15 protein-coding genes are annotated in these 18,513 nt (G+C 65.6%); 4 read left to right on the top strand and 11 right to left on the bottom strand.

All coding sequences use genetic code 11. The annotated features are described in order from the left end of the window. Positions 1 to 57 precede the first annotated feature (57 nt). The gene (locus tag AAE027_RS09525; RefSeq protein WP_027572935.1) at positions 58 to 237 is read left to right on the top strand and encodes a hypothetical protein; all 180 of its coding nucleotides are present in this window, start codon (positions 58 to 60) and stop codon (positions 235 to 237) included. 6 nt (positions 238 to 243) lie between these two features. On the opposite strand, the gene AAE027_RS09520 is transcribed toward AAE027_RS09525, so the two are convergent. Both AAE027_RS09520 and AAE027_RS09515 read right to left on the bottom strand, forming a co-directional pair. Then, positions 244 to 1,716, bottom strand: a complete 1,473-nt coding sequence (locus AAE027_RS09520; RefSeq protein ID WP_370987534.1) for a carboxylesterase/lipase family protein — start codon at positions 1,714 to 1,716, stop codon at positions 244 to 246. Positions 1,717 to 2,045: 329 nt separating this feature from the next. Then, the gene (locus AAE027_RS09515) at positions 2,046 to 2,294 is read right to left on the bottom strand and encodes a hypothetical protein (protein WP_370987533.1); all 249 of its coding nucleotides are present in this window, start codon (positions 2,292 to 2,294) and stop codon (positions 2,046 to 2,048) included. A gap of 189 nt (positions 2,295 to 2,483) precedes the next feature. Here AAE027_RS09515 and AAE027_RS09510 point away from each other — a divergent pair, with 189 nt between their 5' ends. From AAE027_RS09510 to AAE027_RS09500, 3 genes are all read left to right on the top strand, one after another. Continuing rightward, entirely contained in the window at positions 2,484 to 5,171 is a 2,688-nt protein-coding gene (locus tag AAE027_RS09510) for a flavin-containing monooxygenase (protein WP_370987532.1), read from the top strand. A 135-nt stretch (positions 5,172 to 5,306) separates the two neighbouring features. Then, complete coding sequence (locus AAE027_RS09505) at positions 5,307 to 5,579, top strand: hypothetical protein (RefSeq protein WP_091878911.1); 273 nt, start codon at positions 5,307 to 5,309, stop codon at positions 5,577 to 5,579. A gap of 84 nt (positions 5,580 to 5,663) precedes the next feature. Beyond that, positions 5,664 to 5,969, top strand: a complete 306-nt coding sequence (locus AAE027_RS09500) for a hypothetical protein (protein ID WP_091878914.1) — start codon at positions 5,664 to 5,666, stop codon at positions 5,967 to 5,969. A 69-nt stretch (positions 5,970 to 6,038) separates the two neighbouring features. Here AAE027_RS09500 and AAE027_RS09495 read toward each other — a convergent pair whose 3' ends face one another. The 9 genes from AAE027_RS09495 to AAE027_RS09455 all read right to left on the bottom strand — a co-directional run bounded on the left by AAE027_RS09495 (position 6,039) and on the right by AAE027_RS09455 (position 17,559). After that, on the bottom strand, positions 6,039 to 6,194 hold the full coding sequence (locus tag AAE027_RS09495; RefSeq protein ID WP_164934324.1) for a hypothetical protein: 156 nt from the start codon (positions 6,192 to 6,194) through the stop codon (positions 6,039 to 6,041). Positions 6,195 to 6,285: 91 nt separating this feature from the next. Continuing rightward, entirely contained in the window at positions 6,286 to 6,804 is a 519-nt protein-coding gene (locus tag AAE027_RS09490) for a septal ring lytic transglycosylase RlpA family protein (RefSeq protein ID WP_370987531.1), read from the bottom strand. Between the two features lie 148 nt (positions 6,805 to 6,952). Beyond that, positions 6,953 to 7,114 carry a hypothetical protein gene (locus tag AAE027_RS09485; protein WP_370987529.1) on the bottom strand — a complete coding sequence of 54 codons (162 nt, stop codon included), beginning with the start codon at positions 7,112 to 7,114 and terminating at the stop codon, positions 6,953 to 6,955. Between the two features lie 6 nt (positions 7,115 to 7,120). Beyond that, a complete protein-coding gene (locus tag AAE027_RS09480) occupies positions 7,121 to 8,371 on the bottom strand; it encodes a DUF1501 domain-containing protein (RefSeq protein ID WP_370987528.1) in 1,251 nt (416 codons plus the stop codon). Positions 8,372 to 8,373: 2 nt separating this feature from the next. Further along, positions 8,374 to 9,825 carry a DUF1800 domain-containing protein gene (locus AAE027_RS09475; RefSeq protein WP_370987527.1) on the bottom strand — a complete coding sequence of 484 codons (1,452 nt, stop codon included), beginning with the start codon at positions 9,823 to 9,825 and terminating at the stop codon, positions 8,374 to 8,376. 163 nt (positions 9,826 to 9,988) lie between these two features. Further along, a complete protein-coding gene (locus AAE027_RS09470) occupies positions 9,989 to 12,508 on the bottom strand; it encodes a M56 family metallopeptidase (RefSeq protein WP_370987526.1) in 2,520 nt (839 codons plus the stop codon). Next, positions 12,505 to 12,897 (bottom strand): BlaI/MecI/CopY family transcriptional regulator, encoded by a 393-nt coding sequence (locus AAE027_RS09465; protein ID WP_091878929.1) that lies wholly within the window; start codon positions 12,895 to 12,897, stop codon positions 12,505 to 12,507. The genes AAE027_RS09470 and AAE027_RS09465 overlap by 4 nt, the downstream gene beginning before the upstream one ends. Positions 12,898 to 13,248: 351 nt before the next feature. Next, positions 13,249 to 14,901 carry an NAD-dependent malic enzyme gene (locus tag AAE027_RS09460; RefSeq protein WP_370987525.1) on the bottom strand — a complete coding sequence of 551 codons (1,653 nt, stop codon included), beginning with the start codon at positions 14,899 to 14,901 and terminating at the stop codon, positions 13,249 to 13,251. Between the two features lie 324 nt (positions 14,902 to 15,225). Further along, complete coding sequence (locus AAE027_RS09455; RefSeq protein ID WP_370987524.1) at positions 15,226 to 17,559, bottom strand: mechanosensitive ion channel domain-containing protein; 2,334 nt, start codon at positions 17,557 to 17,559, stop codon at positions 15,226 to 15,228. Between the last annotated feature and the right edge of the window lie 954 nt (positions 17,560 to 18,513).

Raw genomic sequence — 18,513 nt, 5'->3', positions numbered from 1 at the left:
TGCCTTCCAAAATCCCCGGCGTGGCCGAAGCAGTCGGCCAGAAGACGAGGACGGAAGATGAGGAAGTTTGCGCTGGGGGACGTCGTCAACAGTGACAAGGGCCGCCGCGGCGTCGTTCGCGCCGCCTTCAAGTCGCGGGAAGGCCAGCAGTTCTACGCCGTCGAGAAGGACGGTGCGATCGACTATCTGGAAGAAGACCGGCTGAGCCCGGCGCCGCGCGTCGAGCTCGCGGCATAATCCAACTCATTTCCTGCCCTCACCTGCCATCCGATCGAGACGCTCCGCGAAGGGGTCGTCTCCGCTCGCGGTGCGGTCGTCGGTGATCAGCAGCAGGCGATCACGCTCTGCGGCCGTGTCCCAATGGGGCAAACCGGGACCATTGGGATCGCCGCTTCTTGCAAAATTGATCCAGTAGCCGCGCATGCGGCTTGCGACCTCGCGATCGCCTCGCGAGAAGATTCCTGCACCGGGCACGCCTTCCGCACCGAAGATGAACTGCAACTCGCGTCCATGCCCACGATCGGGATTTGCGCGCCGCGCCTCGGGCACATAGCCAAAGCGATAGCGAAAGGTCGGCGCGCCGGTAGCGGCGTGAAGACGTGCCAGCAGTCTGACCGGCTCGGAGAAGACCTTGTCGGTATAGAACCGAGCCTTCAGCTCCGAAGGTTTGGAAAGGTTGGGATAGAGCTCGCGCAGCCCATCGACCGTGCGGCCTGACAATGCAAGGTCGTCCTGGTCGTCGAGTTCATCGCCGAAACGCGTCTCGTCGTCATTCGAGCCGATGATGAGGGGAATGCGGCTTTCGTGCCCCGACGCGAATCCCGCAGCGATGTCCTCCGTCACCAGGCTCCCATCCATGACCGGCACAAAGGCGCGCGCGAACTTCGCCAGCAGGCGAGCTTCGGCAGCCAGCAATCGCGCCGGCGGGACTGCCCGCAAATCCAGCTCGGAAGCGAGTCCCGCGGCGAAATACGCGCTCACAACCTCCGCCTCCTGCAGCGATTGCAGAGCTGCGCGGCCGGGCACCGATTGCAGAATGGCTTTCTGGAATAAACCGCGCGCCTGCCTGCACAGCATCAGCAGTGCGATCGATGTCGCGCCCGCGCCGTTGCCGAACAGGGTGACGTTGTTTGGATCACCGCCGAACGCCGCGATATTGTCGTGCACCCAATGCAGTGCCGCGATCTGGTCCATCAGGCCGTAATTGCCGGAGCCGCCTTCCGACAACGTCGGATGGGTGAACCAGCCGAGCACACCGAGGCGATAATTCACGGTGACGACGATGAGGCCGGCCTGCGCCAGCCTGGCGCCGTCGAACACCGCATCGTTCGCGGTGCCCGTGACGAAGGCGCCGCCATGGATAAACATCATCACCGGCAGCGGACCATCGACCCCGAAGGGACGAAACACGTTCAGCGTGAGGCAATCCTCGCGCGCGGCAGGCAGCGACGGTTGAAGGCACGGCGCGCCGTAGTCGAAGGCGGTGTGCATCTCCGAACTCTCGGCCGTCGGCTGCGGCGGGCGCCAGCGCAGTGCGCCGACCGGCGCCGCCGCGTAAGCCAGCCCCTTGAAGGAGGCCACCTCGCCTTCGACGGCGCCAAGCATCTGACCTTCACGCGTCAGCGCAAATGGAAACTGTCCGACCGGCTGGGCCGCGGCCAAGCCGGCGCCACACAGGACAATGGAAGCCGCAACAAGCGCGAGCACGGATCGCATCTTCGAAGCATCTCGATGCGCGGAACGGTTGCGGCAGGTTACGTCCGCGGCCGCCAGTGAGGCAAGCCTCGCGGCAGTCGTGCCTATTGGGGACAATTTCATTGAGAGCGATTCCCTTGCGGCGCATCCTTCGAGACGCCCGCTGTAGGCGGGCTCCTCAGGATGAGGACGGAATGCATGGCAGCAGTATCAACGAGCGGTCGTCTTGAAGGACGAGGCGCGTGCTCCGGCCGTGCCAAACCGTTATGGGATCTTCCCTGTCGGCAAGCGCGGGGCGAGGGAGCGCGCCCTCGACGCGGCCGGACGCTTGGCTGAATCGCGCCTGCGACCTAACCACCCTTGGCGAGGAGCTCCGCCAGCGCGCGGCGCGCGACGATGCCGAGCTCACCGAGCGTGGAGTGCCCCGACTGTGCCGCCTCGATCAGGCGCTCGGCGATGAACCTGCGGCTGTCGTGATCGCCGCCATGTGGCAATTGGCGGCACGTCTCCTCCAGGACGACGTCCATGTTCGCTTTGGTTCGCTCACTCAACTCTGTCATGACGCCCGGTCGGTACGCGTGGCTTGTAAGCGCAAGCATACACAGAAGGATGTGGTCTGATTAGCCCGGACAATCCCGGCGATTGTGCATCGCGGTGCGTGTATCGCCCTAACCTTCGCGCGGCCACGATGCCGCCGCAAACGACTACCGAAGATTGCACTTGTCCTGATGACAAGCCGAACCTGCGGCGATAGCCTGCCGGCAAAACAAATACACGGGAGGAATGCCATGCCTGACGCAATGGTCGCCGCACGTGAATCCCAAGCGGCGAGCGGAACAGCCCAGCAGGTCGACGTCGCCGTGGTGGGCGCCGGATTTGCCGGGCTCTATCTCCTGCATCGCCTGCGCAAGGCCGGCTTCAAGGCGATCGCCCTCGATGAGGCCGGCGACGTCGGCGGCACCTGGTACTGGAACCGCTACCCCGGCGCGCGCTGCGACATCCAGACCATCGATTACAGCTACACCTTCGATCCGGATCTCGAGACCGCCTGGACCTGGTCGGAGAAATACGCGACCCAGCCCGAGATCTTGCGTTATCTCGGCTTCGTCGCCGATCGCTATGACCTCAGGCGCGACATCCGCTTCAACACCAAGGTGACCGAAGCCAAATGGGACGAGGCGACCGAGCGCTGGCAGCTCACCACCGACAACGGCGCACCGGTCTCCTGCCGCCATTACATCATGGCCACCGGCTGCCTCTCCGCGCCAAAGCCGCCGGAGATCGACGGCGTCAAGGACTTCAAGGGGGAGATCTATTTCACCGGACGCTGGCCGCATGACGGCGTCAATCTCGCGGGCAAACGCGTCGCCGTGATCGGCACGGGCTCATCGGCCATCCAGTCGATCCCGCTGATCGCCGAGCAGGCCGCGCATCTGACCGTGTTCCAGCGCACGCCGAATTTCGCGCTGCCTGCACACAATGGTCCGGCGCCAGCAGACCGCATGAGCCTGCTGCAAGGCGATCGCGCGGCCTATCGCGAGCAGGCGCGCCAGTCGATGGCCGGCGTCCCCTACCCGCAGCAGACCGTTGTGAGCTGGCAATTGAGCGATGCCGAACGTCGCGAGCGGTTCGAACGCGCCTGGGCAGCCGGCGACCTCGTCCACATCCTGACGCAGCTTTGGGCCGACCAGGCCGTCGATGTCGACGGCAACAAGATCGTCCAGGACCTGATCCGCGAGAAGATCCGCGCCGCCGTCAACGACCCCGAAACCGCCGCGGCGCTGACGCCGCACGATCATCCCTTCGGCGCCAAGCGTCCCTGCCTCGATACCAATTACTACGCCACCTACAACCGGCCGAACGTCACGCTGGTCAATCTGCGCCAGGAGCCGATCAAGGCGATCACCGCGAGCGGCATCTCCACGAACGGCCGCAGCTTCGATCTCGATATCATCGTGTTCGCGACCGGCTTCGACGCCATGACCGGCGCGATCCGTGCCGTGCATCCGATCACTGGACGGGGCGGCCGGTCGCTCTCCGACGTCTGGGCACAGGGACCGCAGACCTATCTCGGCCTCACGGTCGAGGGCTTCCCGAACTTCTTCATGATCACCGGCCCCGGCAGCCCGTCGGTGCTCTCGAACATGGCGGTGTCGATCGAGCAGCATGTCGACTGGGTCGTCGATCGCCTTGCCGCGCTGCGCGATGCCGGTTTCAACACGATCGAGCCGACCGAGACGGCGCAGGCCGCGTGGGGCCGGCACATGGCCGACTGTTCGATGCTGACGCTGCACCGGCTCGCCAACACCTGGTACACGGGCGCCAACGTGCCCGGCAAGGTTCAGGGCCTGATGCCCTATACCGGCGGCGTCGGCCCCTATCGCAGCATCTGCGACGAGGTGGTCAGTCGCGGCATGCTCGGCTTCAGGCTCACCGGCCCCAACGCCGCCGCGCAATGCAATGACGGCGAAGTGGTGCGCCTGCAGCCGGACGTGCGGCTGGTGCTGAACCTGCTCGTGTCGCTGAACCTGCCGCCGATCGAGTCGATGGGCGCGCTCGGCGCACGTGCCTTCGTCAACGAGTTCAACAAGGGCCGGCCTGCGGGGCGGCCGATCGGCGACATCGTCGACGGCACCCTGCCAGTTACCGACGGCACGCTGCCTTACCGCGTCTACAAGCCCGCAACAGCAGGACCGCATCCGATCGTGGTCTATTTCCACGGCGGCGGCTGGGTGCTCGGCGACGAACAGTCGGACGAGCCGCTCTGCCGCGACATGGTGCGGCGGACCGGCATGATCTTCGTCAGCGTTGGCTATCGCCATGCGCCGGAGCACCGCTTCCCCACGGCGGCCGAGGACGGCTATGCGGCGACGCGTTGGATCGCCGAACACGCCGGCGAGCTCGGCGGCACGCCGGGCCCGGTACTGGTCGCAGGCTGGAGCGCCGGCGGCAACATCGCCGCCGTCACCTGCCAGCTCGCGCGCGACCGCGGCGGGCCTGACATCGCCGGCCAGCTCCTGGTCTGCCCGGTCACCGACTGCGCCTTCGATCGTCCGTCCTACAACGACAATGCGACCGGCTACTTCCTGACGCGCTCGCTGATGTACTGGTTCTGGGACCTCTATTGCTCGCCGGCCGACCGCACCGACCCGCGCGTCTCGCCGCTCCGGGGCAAGGTCGCCGGCCTGCCGCCAGCCTTCGTCGTCACCTGCGAGTTCGATCCGTTGCGCGACGAGGGCATCGCCTATGCCGAGGCGATGGCCGCCGCCGGCGTCCCGGTCGAGCAACTCAGGGCGCGCGGCCATTTCCACTCGTCCTTCGCGATGGTGGACGTGGTGATCACCGGCGTGCCCGGCCGGGCGCAGATGGCCCGGGCCCTGCGGCGCTTCGCCGGGCTGCCGGAGGTCAGCCGCGGCGACGAGAGCAGCACCGGCCATGACAGCCCGGAGCACAGAATCGCGGCCGCCGCGAGCTGAAGCGGCACAACGCCGCCGGGAACCTTTTCCCGGCCGCCGCGTTGAGTGTTCGTGGCATTGAGATGCAGCGACAGGTGTGTAGACCCCGGCACGCGAACCCGTGTGCTGGGGTCGTTTTTTGCGTGAGGCAGGACGATGGGGGACGTGGCCGGAGATTCAAAAGTCGATTTCGGCGCGCCTGCGGTGCTGCATAAATGGCCATCGCTGGCAAACCAGCGAAGGCCGGACAGAGACTCCTATCAAGTCAGTGAAGGCACGCTCGACGAGTGCATCTCGGCCTTCATGCAGAAGCCGGCGGCAACCCGGCACCTCTACGAGATCCGCACCGTGGCGCAGCCACCGCTCGTCACCGAAATCCTCTCGCCCGAGCACGTCATCGAGCTATCGCGCTTACGAGAATTTCTCTGACGGCCTTCACAAGCACGCGAGCAGGAACCTTCTTCCCGTTTTTCTCGTTGTCAGGGATCGGAAGCAAAGACGTGAGCGCCTCAGATGTTTGACGCCGACGTATCATCACCGATCGTACCCTACGGCGCAGACGAGACCCTCTTCGTGGTGATCGATCGCCGCGACGAGGCGACCGAAATCCGCATTGAGCGCAGCGATCTCGAAGCCACCATCGGCGAGCTTGTCGCCGGATGCTTCAACGACCCGATCAAGGTGATTTCGTTCAATACGCTCGAGCATTGGATGAAGGACATCTCGACCGACGTCGCCGGCGAGATTCGTGCGCGCTGCGAGATCTACGGCATAGAGCTGCCCGATTATCTCAGCGACTTCGTCGAGAGCCACCGCTGAGCGGGCGTTGTCTCAATTGCGCAGATAGGGAAGCAAGGGCGGATGCGCTTAGCGCGTGGTTCGCCAGAGTTAGGCGCGGCGGTGCTTGCCGGCGATGACCTCGATCTCGCGGCGGCGCTCGCCGGCGAAGGTCAGGAGCTTTTCGATCGTCAGCGTATCCGTGATCCGTTTGGCCAGCCGCTCGGCGCGCGCGGCCTGATCTTCGAGATACTGGATCGTGTTCAAGCGCCGCCTCCCCCAAAGCCCCGAATTGTTGGACAGCCATGGTGCGACAGAGCAGCTAACAGCCGGTTAAGCGCTGCGATGGGCTTGAGGCTCATTGCACGACGTCGAGCCGGACATTGGTGATGCCCTTGTCGACCATGCCGAGCGCCTCGGCCGCGGATGGGGAGATATCGACCACGCGGCCGCGAACATAGGGCCCGCGATCGTTGATCCTGACGGTGACGAAGCGGCCGGAGGAGGTATCGGTGACTCGCAGCTTGGTGCCGAACGGCAGGGTGGGATGGGCCGCAGTCAATTCGTTCTTGTCGAACTTCTCGCCGCTCGCGGTCTCCGTGTCTGAGTAGAAGCTGGCAACGCCGCGCGAAGCTGCCTGTTTTGCGTCACCGCCAGAGGCGCGCGACCGACTGATCGGCCGTGGATGCAGCGCCGCCACCCTGTGCGGGCGCTCCACCGCGGCCTGCCGGCCGGTCGCGGCGAGATCGGCCTTCTGGCGGCCGACCGGCGATTGCGCGCAGGCGGCGAGTGAGGCGGCGCCGGCAATGGTGAGCAGCAGCCGGCACGAGGTTGCGAGGGAAATCCGGGTAGTTTCGGCACGTGTGATGCGAGACATGGTACGCCCCTCCGAACGGCCGGATTTTCGGTGGGGAATGAGGGCAGAACCTTGTCGGAACAAAAGCGGGCCTGGGGCCGCGGCCGTTTCACGCCAGCTGTGACGATTCCACCACAGTGCCTGTCCTGAATCGGGACAGGCTCGCGGTTCAGCCCGATACTACGCGCCAGCCGATTGGGCGCGCCTCCAGCTGAACCTCGCCATGCTCGGCGTCTTGCAGGAGCCGCATCAGCTCACGCCGATAGAGCCGCCGCCAGCCTGTCTTCAGGCCGGCGATAAAGTCGAGTTCCAATTGCGTCAGCGTGCACATCGCGCTTCAGGCCACGAGGCCTTCCATCGGCTTGACGTCGGCGCTGCCGGGGAAGACCGTCTCGGCGAGAACCTTCTCCTCGAGGCGCAGGTGATCTCTCAGCAGGCCCTTCAGCACGGCGCGTAGATCCGTTGTCGGCTTGAGGTCGCGATCCTCGAACAGCTGCGCCGGCTTCAGCCCCGGCCAGTCCGCGATCACGCGGCCGCCGGCAAGCGCGCCGCCGATGAGGAAGGCGACCGTGCCGGTGCCATGGTCCGTGCCTTGCGTGCCATTGATGCGCGCGGTGCGTCCGAACTCGGTGACGACGGCGACGACCGTCTCTCGCCACGCCTCACCCATGTTGCTCTCGATCGCCGCGAAGGCGCCGTCGAGTGCGCCGAGCAGATTGTAGAGCTGACCCGAGGCCGCGCCTTCGGCGATATGCGTGTCCCAGCCGACGAAGCCCATGGCGCCGACGCGCGGGCCGTCGGGCTTGGCGAGATAGCGCGCGGCGGTGCCGGCGGCTTCGGCGAAGTAGGCGCGCACCCGCGCGATGCCCGGAGGCGCCAGCGTCGGATCGTCTGACATCGGATCGCCCGCGCCAGGCGCGCCGCCGAGTGAAGCGAGCTTCATCCGCGCCTGGAGCACGGTCGCGAGCTTCGGATCGGTGTGCTGATAGAGATCGAGCAGGCGGTTCTGCGTATCCTCGCTCGCCGGCAGCAGCTTCTGCGGCACCCACGTCATGACGGGCGCTGAGCCGCGCACGACGAGCGGGGTGACGGAGCCAATGCCGAGCGCGCGGCTGCCGCGCGGATCGACGCGGCCGCCTGACTCCAGTGCGAGCAGCGCGCGGTTGAGCCATCCCGAGCTGGTCATGCCGGGCTTGACGAGCCCGCTCTCCAGCACGTCCTGGCCGTCGAAATGCGAACGCTCGCGATAGGGCGTCGCAGCGGCATGGACGATCGCGGCCTTGCCGCTTCGATAGAGCCGGTGCAGGTTCGGCATAGCCGGATTGAGCGCGAAGAACGAATCGAGCGGCAGCGCCGGCGGCTTGCCATCCAGCACCAGCGCGCGATCGCCGCGCAAGCCTAGCCAATCGGGATCGCCGACCGGCGCGACGGCACCGAGGCCATCGAGCGCGCCGCGCAGGACGATGACGAGCAGGCGCGGATCGCGTCCTTCGGCGCGCGCAATCCGCGGCATCTGGCTCCATGCGAACAGCGCACCGGAGCCGACCAGAAGCTCGCGCCGCGTGGGCAAATGATCGACAAAGCCCATGCTCACCTCCTCTGAAAATCCGCCGACATGAACAAGAGCGCCAGCGCCTGCTGCCGGCTCTCGGCGCGACCGACCGCCTGCTTCACCTCGGGCGCGATCTGCGATGCGAAGACGTCCTCGATGATGGCTTGCGGATCGGTCATGCCGGTGATGCGCTCGGCAAAATTGTTGGCGACGTCGAGCCGCCGGCCGACGCCGTCGATCCAGCTTGCCTCGTCGTCCGGATAGCCTTTTGGCGCCGGCGGACGCCACAGCGCCTCGCCGAGCAGCTCCTGGCCTCCGGTGAAGCGCACGGGATCGACGACCATGATGCCGGTCGCGCGCACCATGCCGATCACCCATTCGCCGGGACGTTTCAGTTTTGACGGCGGCCCGCGCCAGGCCTCGTCCGACGACACCATCGCGATCGCGACCTGCTTGAGATCGCCGTCGGTGTCGCGAAACATCTTTGCCATTTGCTCGACGAGTGCTGGCGGCGGCTCGTCGGCGACGAAATGCCGTGCGAGCTTGGTCGCGACATGGGTTGCGGTCGCCGGATGCGCGGCGAGGTCGCGCAGCACGGCGCGGCCCTGCTCGACGTCGTCCTGCTCATAGCGCTTGCCGAGCACGGTCTGGCCGCCGGGCTCGTGCAGACGTGGATTGAAGGTGAACTCGCCGCCATGCTGGGGGTCGGCGCCCGGCGGCACCAGCGTCCAGCCGGTGAGCACGTTGGCGAAGCTGATCACGTCCTCCTGCGTATAGCCGGTGCGCACACCGAGCGTGTGCAGCTCCATGATCTCGCGCGCAAAATTCTCATTGAGGCCGCGGCTGCGGTTGATGCCGGCCGTCGAGTTGGCACCCATCGACTCCAGATTGTCGAGATAGAACAACATTGCCGGGTGACCTTCGACGGCCTGGAGCAGGTCGACGAAACGGCCGAGCGCGTGGGCGCGAACGGCTTCGCGCTCATAGGCACCGGACATGCTCTGGATCCGGTTGGCCGAGACGCAGAAATGGTTGGACCAGAACCACACCAGCCGCTCGGCAAAGCCGATGTCGGCAGCAAGCGCAGCTTCCGTGCGCAGCTTGGCTTCCTGCAAATAGATCGGACGTCCGGGATCGGGAATGGCGTCGGCCGCCTGTTTCGCCGCCATCTCGGCGGCGTCCTTCTCCTGCCGCTGTCCCTGTGCTTGATCTTCGGACATGACGGGCGCCGCAGCCATCTGCTGCTTCTTGGCCTGCTGCTGCGCCTGCTTGGCACGCGCGGTTCGCCGCGCATTGGCATCGGCGACGGTGCGATAGGCCTTTGCGCTTGTGGGAAGGCTGGCCGCGGCGCTCAGCACCAGCGGCCGCTCGAGCTCGGCGATCAGCGCGCCGCGCGGGTCGGTGCCGACGGCGGCGATCGATCCCGGCCGCGGCCCCAACCCGAAGCGCTGAAGCGCGAGGACGACCTCTGCCTTTACAGAATTGCTCATGGCGGACGCCCAATTCTTTCGAGCCTGCGCTATAGCGCCAGGCTACAGCTTGTAATGCTACAAACAGTAGCACTCACGGCAGAGGGCCGCAAGCCGAGATTGAACGCTCGCCGTCATTTGATCGGGAGCTGCCGGTCTGCCAGACCGGCAGCTCCTGTCGTCTCTAGAAATTCGGCCCCAACGCGATCTTGGTGATCGTGCCGTTCCTGACGCCGATGCGCCATTCCGCCGACCCATTGGCGAACTGGGCGACATAGATGTCGCTGTCGAGCGCTGTGACGCCGCGGAAGGAGACTGCACGCAGCGCGCCGAGCCGCGCCAGGATCGCCTGATCGAACGGAAGCTGTTGACGCGTGATGTCGGCCACCTCCGACGTCATGCGGTCGTAGTCTGGCTGCCCCTTGCCGACGCCCTCGATGTAGCGGCGCAGCATCTCCTCGCCATTGGCAATCGGAACGGCGCGGCGCGCAGCGCGCCCCGGACGCGCACCGAGGCTCATCGCTTCGACATTGTGGAAGCGCGTCTGCCGGCCCGGCACCAGGATCTCCAGGCATCGTCCGGACTTGTCGGCAATCACCCAGGGATTGTTCACAGTGGTCGTGGAAGCCCAGGACATATTGGGCCTGACCACGCTCTGCGTCCTGCGATTGCCGTCGGCGTCGAGATTGGAGATCTGGATGTCCTCGCCCATCTCGTTATAGACCATGATCCTGATCGGCGAGGTGCCGGCGCGACCGCGCACGCTCGCCTCTTCCGCGCAGGAGACGATACCGCCGAGCTCGTCATTGCCGTCGGCCCGGAACAGCACGTCGCCGACCTTGCCGTCGGGCTCGAGCAGCAGGCGGAATTCCGCCGAGCCGTTCTCGAATTTCGCGCCATAGATGTCGTAGCCGCCGGGGCCGACGCCGCGGAAGAAGATCGACTCAAGGGCTCCGAGCGCCACGAACGTCGCCTGCGTCTCGTTGAGCTGACGGTGGATCTTCGCAGCCAGCGGCGCGCTCATGCGATCGTAGTTCGGCGTGCCGCGGCGTAAGTCTTCGATCCCGCGCAGGATCATCTCCTTGCCGCCTGCAACGGGGACCTGCTCGCGGAAACGGTCCGGCACCTCCGCAACACGGCGCGCGAAGTCGGCCTCGATCGCCTGCGCCACGGCCGCATCGATCCGCGGCGCGAGTCGGGCACCAAACACCGCATTCTGGACCAGCACGCGCGAGACCCTGGCTTCTTCGTCGCGCAGGAAGATCAGGAGGTTGTCGCCATGGATCGAGAAGACATCGGCGCCTTCCGCGAGAAGTGCCGCCCGGCCCTGCACGGTTTCCTGCACCTGAAGCCGATCGCCGTCGCGGCGCACGGTGAGAACGCGGTTCGGTGCAACCCTGTACCAGCCGACATATTGATCGAGCGGCGCGGGTCCAGTTGCCGCCGCCGGCATCTCCGCGACGCGAAGCGCGCGCACGTCGCGACCGTTCATGCGCAGCATTAGCTCGGAGGAGCGACGCTCCGCTTCGATCGGGAACGTGATCTCGCCGGATGAAGCCGGGTAGGATGCCGTACCATCACTGCCGACCGTCAGACGCAATCTGCGCTGCCCGGTGAGCTGGCCGTAGAGCTCGTCGCCCTCGCGGAAGATGGCGAAGACCGAGGCCGGGCCCATGGCATAGAAATTGACGAAGGGGCGGTAATGCTGGTCCGGGACATCGCCGAGATCGGCGCTGACCGGCGCGACGTCCGGCGTGCGATAGGCGATCATGCCGGCGGACACGATCACGGCGGGGACGATCGCGGCCGCGATCCACAATCGCTTGCGCCAGCCGACAGCCACCGGCATCGCGGCGGCCGCGATGATGCGCTCGACGCGGGCGCGCACCGTCGAGGCCCGCGCCATCGCGAGCTCGACCGAGCGCGGTCTTACGGTGCTGGCAAAATCGAGCAGGATCTCCGCATAGGACAGCCGGTCTTCGATCACCTCGATCGCCCGGGCATCGCTGATGATCTCGGCGAGCTCGGCGAGACGCGCAAGCTGCCACCACGAGAACGGGCTGAACCAGAACACCGCGCGATTGAGTGAGGCCAGCAACAGGACGTAGAAATCGCGATTGGCGACATGCGCGCCTTCATGCGCCAGCACGGCGAGGCGCTTTTTCGCATCCCAGCCAGCGAATTGCGGCGGCACCAGAATGGTCGAGCCGAAGGTGACGGGACCGCCGACGTCACGGCTGACGCGGACGTCGGCAGCGATCAGCTGCGCGCCTTTCATCGGCGCCGCCGCCCGTGCCATGCGCCAGGTCAGGCAGAGGCCGATCATCAGCCGCAACAGCAGGCAAGCGGTGACGCCGGCATAGATGATGGTGGCCACCAGCCACCAATTGATCGAGAGCCCGCTTCCGGCCGGCGGAACGATCGCCGCGCCTGATGCGACCGGCAGCGACGGCTGCGGCAGCTCCAGCATCGAAAGGTCAGCCGGCAGAAAATCGTCCGGCGCCGGCATCGGCACAGGCGGCCGGGTGATCGTGAGCGTCGGCCAATGCATCACGAAGGGCATCGCCAGCGACGCCAGCAGCACGACGACCCACGCCGTCATGTGGACGTGCGGATTGCGCACGCGAAACAGGGTGAGACCGAACCAGACGATGCCTCCCAGCACGAAGGAGCGCAGCGCCGCCTCAGCCAGAGTTGCGATCATTCTTTCTTCACTCCCCTCGCCTTCTTCGCCTTGGCCACCTGGTCGGCCAGCGTGCGCAGCTGCTGCTGGTCGAGCATCTTGTTGTCCACCATGCCGACGAGAACTTCTTCAATTGAACCGTTGCAGAACCAGTCGACGATGCGCTGCACCGCCTTGGCCGCCACACGCGCGCGTGGTTCGGCGGCGTGGTAGACGTAGGTGCGGCCGTCCACGGTGTGGTTGGCATAGCCCTTTTCTTCCAGCCGGCGCAGCACCGTGCGAACCGTGGATTCCTTCAGACGCCGCGACAGACGCTCACGCACGATTTCGGCCGTGACGGGACCATGGGCCCAAACCAATTGCATGACCTCGCGCTCGAGGTCGCCCAGTTCGGGCAAACGATCGTCCATGGCACCTACCTTGCGGATAGAGTTTTCTTGTAACGCTACAGATCGTCGCATATGCGGCCGCGCCGCGCAACGGCGATTCTACCTGAAATGGTATCGCCGTGCTGACCTAATGGCGGTTGGGAAGAGACACGTCTAGAGTCGGATCTATCTCCGACGTGGTTGGCAGTGTGCCTTGCCCCTCACCCGGATCGCGCCGGACGATGCTGCGCATCGCCGGGGCAATCCGACCTCTCCCCGCTGAAGAGCGGGGAGAGGTTAAGGAGGCAACCTCTCTCGCTCCCTCTCCCCGTTCTTACGGGGAGAGGGTGGGGTGAGGGGCTATCTCAGCGAGTTCAGATTGAGTTGTAAGCTTCAGTAATGCGGCTCGTACATCTGCGACTGGACCAGGGCCCTCACATCGTTGGGCGCCGGTCCGTCGGCGAGGCCGCGCTGAAAGGCGACGTCTGCGACGGCGGCGGCGATGCGGACCGAGACCTCGCGGATGCGTGGCAGCGCCGGATAGAGGCTACCCTGCGCGAGGTCCTCCTTGCCGACGCAATCGGCGAGCGTGTGGGCCGCCGCCATGAACATTTCGTCCGTGACGAGGCGCGAGCGGCTGGCGATGACGCCGAGGCCGACGCCGGGGAAGATGTAGGAATTGTTGCCCTGGCGCGGCACGAAGGTGCGGCCGCTGAGCGTCACCGGATCATACGGACTGCCGCAGGCAAACAGCGCGCGGCCCTCGGTGTAGCGGTAGGCATCCTCCGCCGAGCACTCGGCCTTCGAGGTCGGATTGGAGAGCGCGAACACGATCGGCTGCTCGTTGAGCTCGACCATCGCCTTGAGCACCTCGGGCGTGAAGGCGCCGCCGACCGCCGCAACGCCGATGATCGCCGTCGGCTTCAGCGTCTTGATCGCGGTGAGGAAATCGGCGATCGGCGCCTGGTCGGCATGGGCATAGCGCAGCTTGTGGCCGGACAGGCCATCGCGGCCGCCGACGACGAGGCCACGGGAATCCACCAGCCAGTTGCGCCGGAGCGCTTCGGCCTCCGCCAACCCCTCCGCTATCATGGCGGAGACCACGAGATCGGCGATGCCGGTCGCCGCCTCGCCCGCGCCGAGGAACAGGATGCGCTGATCCCTGAGCTTGCCGCCGGAGACGCGCAGAGCCGAGAACAGGCCGGCGAGCGCCACCGCCGCGGTGCCCTGGATGTCGTCATTGAAGACGCAGGCTTCATCCCGGTATTTGTGCAGCAGCTTGAACGCCGAATGGTTGGCGAAATCCTCGAACTGGATCAGCACGCCCGGAAAGGTCTTGCGCGCGGCCTGCATGAATTCGTCGACGAAGCTGTCATAGGCCTCGCCCGTCAGCCGCCGCTCGCGCAGGCCGAGATAATAGGGATCGTTCAAAAGCTCTTCGTTGTTGGTGCCGACGTCAAGCACGATCGGCAGGCACAGCTCGGGATGCACGCCGGCGCAGGCCGAATAGAGCGAGAGCTTGCCGACCGGAATCCCCATGCCGTTGGCGCCGAGATCGCCCAGCCCGAGGATGCGCTCGCCGTCGGTCACGACGATCAGCTTGGCCGGATACGGCCAGTTCTTCAGGATCTCGGCGATCTGGCCACGATCGCGCGAGGAGATGAACATGCCGCGCGGCCGCTGGAAGATCAGACCGTATTTCTGGCAGGCGAGCCCAACGGTCGGGGTGTAGATGATCGGCTGGATCTCGTCGATATTGTCGACGACGACGCGGAAGAACAGCGCTTCGTTGCGGTCATGCAGCGCATTCAGCGCGACGTATTTTTCCAAATCCGTCGGCAGCGTGCGCAGATTGGTCAGCACGCGCTGAGCTTGCGTCTCCATCGTCAGCACGCATGGCGGCAGCAGGCCGCGCAGGCCCAGCGCCTCGCGCTCGGATTCCGTGAAGGCGGTGCCCTTATTGAGCAGAGGATCGCGCAGCAGCGTCATGCCTTGCGATTGATCGGATGATGTCGCTTGGGCAGCGACACGGGCAGGTCTATTCACGAATTCCCCCAAGGAGTTTCTTATTGAACCGCGGTCATTGTCGGCCAGCGCTCCCCGGAGATCAAGGACGTTGGGACTGAGGCATCGATTGTGATCTCGCACCGCAGCGAGATTGTCGCGCGAGATCGCAGGTCGCGCGCGACGCAAAGGTTAACGCCGCAAAGCTCCTGCTCCTCATGATGAGGATTGAGAGCTGGGCCTGCTCTCTCCCCTCGTCATTCCGGGGCGCGCGTCAGCTCGAGCCCGGAATCCATTTGTCAGCAGGCTGATGCCGGAGTGAACGCTGCCGGGCGCGCGGAGGCAAGCCGGAAGATGATCGAGCCGCTATCCGGCCGCCCGCCTTGGCGTCGGATTGGCGGCGCCGTCGGCCGGTGGCGCGATCTGCGTCAAGATGGTCTGGGTGGCGGAGGCGACCTCGATGCCGCTCTGCTGGAAGCGCAGCTTCATGCGGCGGTTGAATTCGCGCTGGACCGGCCAGCGGCCGGCCTCGGTGCAGCGGATCTGGCCGACGATCGACACCATTGCGCCATCGACCTTGTCGATGCCCCAGAGCTCGAGGTCACCGCGGATCAATGCACGGAATTCCGGCTCGCGGCGCATCTCCTCCACGATGTCCTTGAGGATCTGCCCGGCGCGGTCGGTGTCTTCCTTGTAGGCGACGTTGACGCTGACGGAGGCGTTGCCGGCGCCACGGCTGGCATTGGTGATGGTCGTAACCGCGCTGAACGGCACGATGTGCACGGCGCCATCGCCGGCGCGCAGGCGGATGGTGCGGATCGAGACGTTCTCCACCACGCCTGACAGCCCTGAGACGCTGACATTGTCGCCGACCTGCACCGTGTTCTCCAAGAGCAGGAACAGACCCGTGATGAGGTCCTGCACCAGCTTCTGCGAACCGAAGCCGATGGCAATGCCGACGATGCCGGCGCCCGCGAGCAGCGGGGCGACATTGACGCCGATCTCGCTCAGCGCGGTGAGGCCGACGACGGTGGCGATCAGGCAGAGCAGCGCCGTCCGCAGCATCGGTTGGAAGGTGCGTAAGCGAGCGGCGCGGGCATAATGGCCGTCCCGGGACAGCGCATTGATCTGGCGGTCCAGCAGCGCGTTGCTGGCTTCCCAGATCGCGGCCGCGATGAACACGGCGAGCCCGATCGTCACCAAGGCCGAGATCAGCCGGCTGCCGATCTGGCCGCCATAGAACCAGACGATCGCGTCCACGCCCCAGACTTCGAGCACCGCCACGAAGCCGATGAAGGCGATCACGCCAGATACGATCTTGCGCAGCAGCGGCAGATAGCGGTTGGCGCGGATCTCGAGACCGGGAAAGCGCTGCAGGATCTCCGGCTTGATACGAAAGCCGCGGTCGATCAGGCTCAGCGTCAGCATGATGGCGACGCGCGTGATCAGCGCCACCACGACCGTCCCGACGAAATACTGCAAGAGCAGCGAATAGCCGTTGCGGATGTTGAGCGCCCACACGGCCCACAGCGCGAGATCGAGCGCGATGGCAAGATAGTGCCAGCCGCCGGCGATGCGGTTGCGCAGACGAGCCGCGATGCCCTGCCGATCGGCCGGCGCGCGGATGGCTTCGGCGACCTGGCGGCGGCATTGCAAGATGATGACGACGATGAAGAGGTGCACGATCAGCATCACCATGCGCAGCAGCGCAGCGTAACCGGCGCGATGCAGGCCGAGCAGCAGCGCCACATTGGCGAAGGCGATGCCGGATACACCGACGCCGACGATGCGGCGCGCCCAGATTTCGATATAGGCTGCGGTCTCGGCCCGAACCGGAAACAGGCCGAACGGTCCCGCCAGCGCCCGGATCACGCAGATGAGTCCGCGGGAGAACGCATAGGCGTTGATGACAGCGAGGATCACGAGGCGAACGGTCGTGGGCTCGCCGATCTCGGTCCCGAGCAGCGCCGTGGCGATGCCCACCAAGACGACCACCGGCAGCAGTTCGAGCACGAGGCGTCCCAGCACGAAGGGCAGCCGCAGCAGAACCTGCCAGACCCGCGCCAGACTGTGGTGGCGCTTGTTCAGTTCGGGTGCAGGGGTGACATCGGCCACCGATGACGGCGGATCGGCAATCGGCAGCGCCTGTGCCGGCAGGCGCGCGGTCTGCGGCACGCGTTCTTCCAGGAACGCGACTGGACGCCGGATCAGGCGGAACATCACCCATTCAGCCGCAAGGGCGCAACCGAGCACCAGCGCCAGCTTCCAGGCGATCTCGATCAGGAGATTGTAGGCGGCGGGATCGTTCGCGGTCCGCATGATCCAGTAATAGAACGCCGGAAAATGCGTGAGCGTCCGCGCCATGCTGGCGATCTCGCTCGAGATCGCACCGATCTCCTCCGACACCGTGAGCAGGAGCTGTGCACCGAGACCGTCGGCCGAGAGCGGGATCGGCGATTTCTGCTCGGGCGCGGCGGGTGCAGGCTGCTGCTGACCGGGCGCATTCGCGATCGCGCGCAGCGTATCGATCATCTGCGCACGCTTCTTGTCATCCTGGAGCGTCTCCAGCGCCCGCTTGGCCTCGTCCGGCGACAGCGCCGCCGCACTGCTCGCGGCCGGCGTCTCGGCGCGAGCACCGCAGAGAGATGAGATCGCGAGGAAGAGAGCGGCGAGGAGCGCCGGGGCAAGCTTGTGCGACACGCGGATTCCCTGAAAAAAAATGAATGCGCTGGCGGTGCCGGGACCGTCACCACCGAAGCACATGCGTCATGTCGGATGACCGTTATTCGCCTCGGACCTGTGTCGGAAGTTGGCCTTTGAGGCGACATTCTCTTGGCATTTGGCCATGCAGGATTGGAGACGGCACAGGCTCAGCGCAGCGAGACGGCTTGAGAACGCTGAGCGCGCTCCCGCCGTTCCGCAGAGCAGTTGCTTTTGAGGGCGGTTTCCCTGTGGCCATCCTTCGAGACAGGATGAGGACTGAATGCGCGGCAACAGTTTCAACGAGCACCGCTGCCGCTTAGCCTCATCCTGAGGAGCTTGCGGAGCAAGCGTCTCGAAGGACGAGGCGCGCGCGCAGACCGCCTAAAGTGCCACATGCGATAGCCCAGCGTCATTCCGGGCGTCGGCCCGGAATGACGGCAAGGAGGGAGGAGGGACAAGGCAGAACTTTAATGCATTTGTCGTGGCGGCCTCGGCGCGGTCAGCCATTGATCGACGTGATGCAAATTACAGCGCCGGGAAGGTAGGGGCTTTGCCTCACTGATGCAGCCCGCTAAACCTTGACCCGGCGTGCCGTTCGCGGTTTTCGCCGCTATGCGATAGTCCGAACGAGCTCCATCGCACTTAGCGGCTGGATTTGCGGAGGTGGTGTCATAGACCTCCCCTTGCTCATGAGGTGGACGTTGCGCGTCGCTTGTTTGCGACCTCTGCGATGCTCCTCCCGAGACACAAAACTGTCAAGCAGGATCGATGACCTGAAGGATCACATTTGAACGCGCGAGTTCCCTGGACGGGGCATGGTGACATTATGCGCCTGTTTTGCCCGACGCGTCAAACCAATTTCGTAAAATCCGCATAAGCACGACGTGGCCGGCAAGCCATTGATTCCGCTATCCCCGGCTACTGTGCATGGGGTTGTTTTCGCAATTATTG

It is taken from the genome of Bradyrhizobium sp. DN3 (assembly GCF_041357655.1).
Taxonomy (GTDB): domain Bacteria; phylum Pseudomonadota; class Alphaproteobacteria; order Rhizobiales; family Xanthobacteraceae; genus Bradyrhizobium.
Note: the sequence above shows the minus strand (reverse complement) of the source record. Positions and strands in the feature narration are given on the sequence as shown.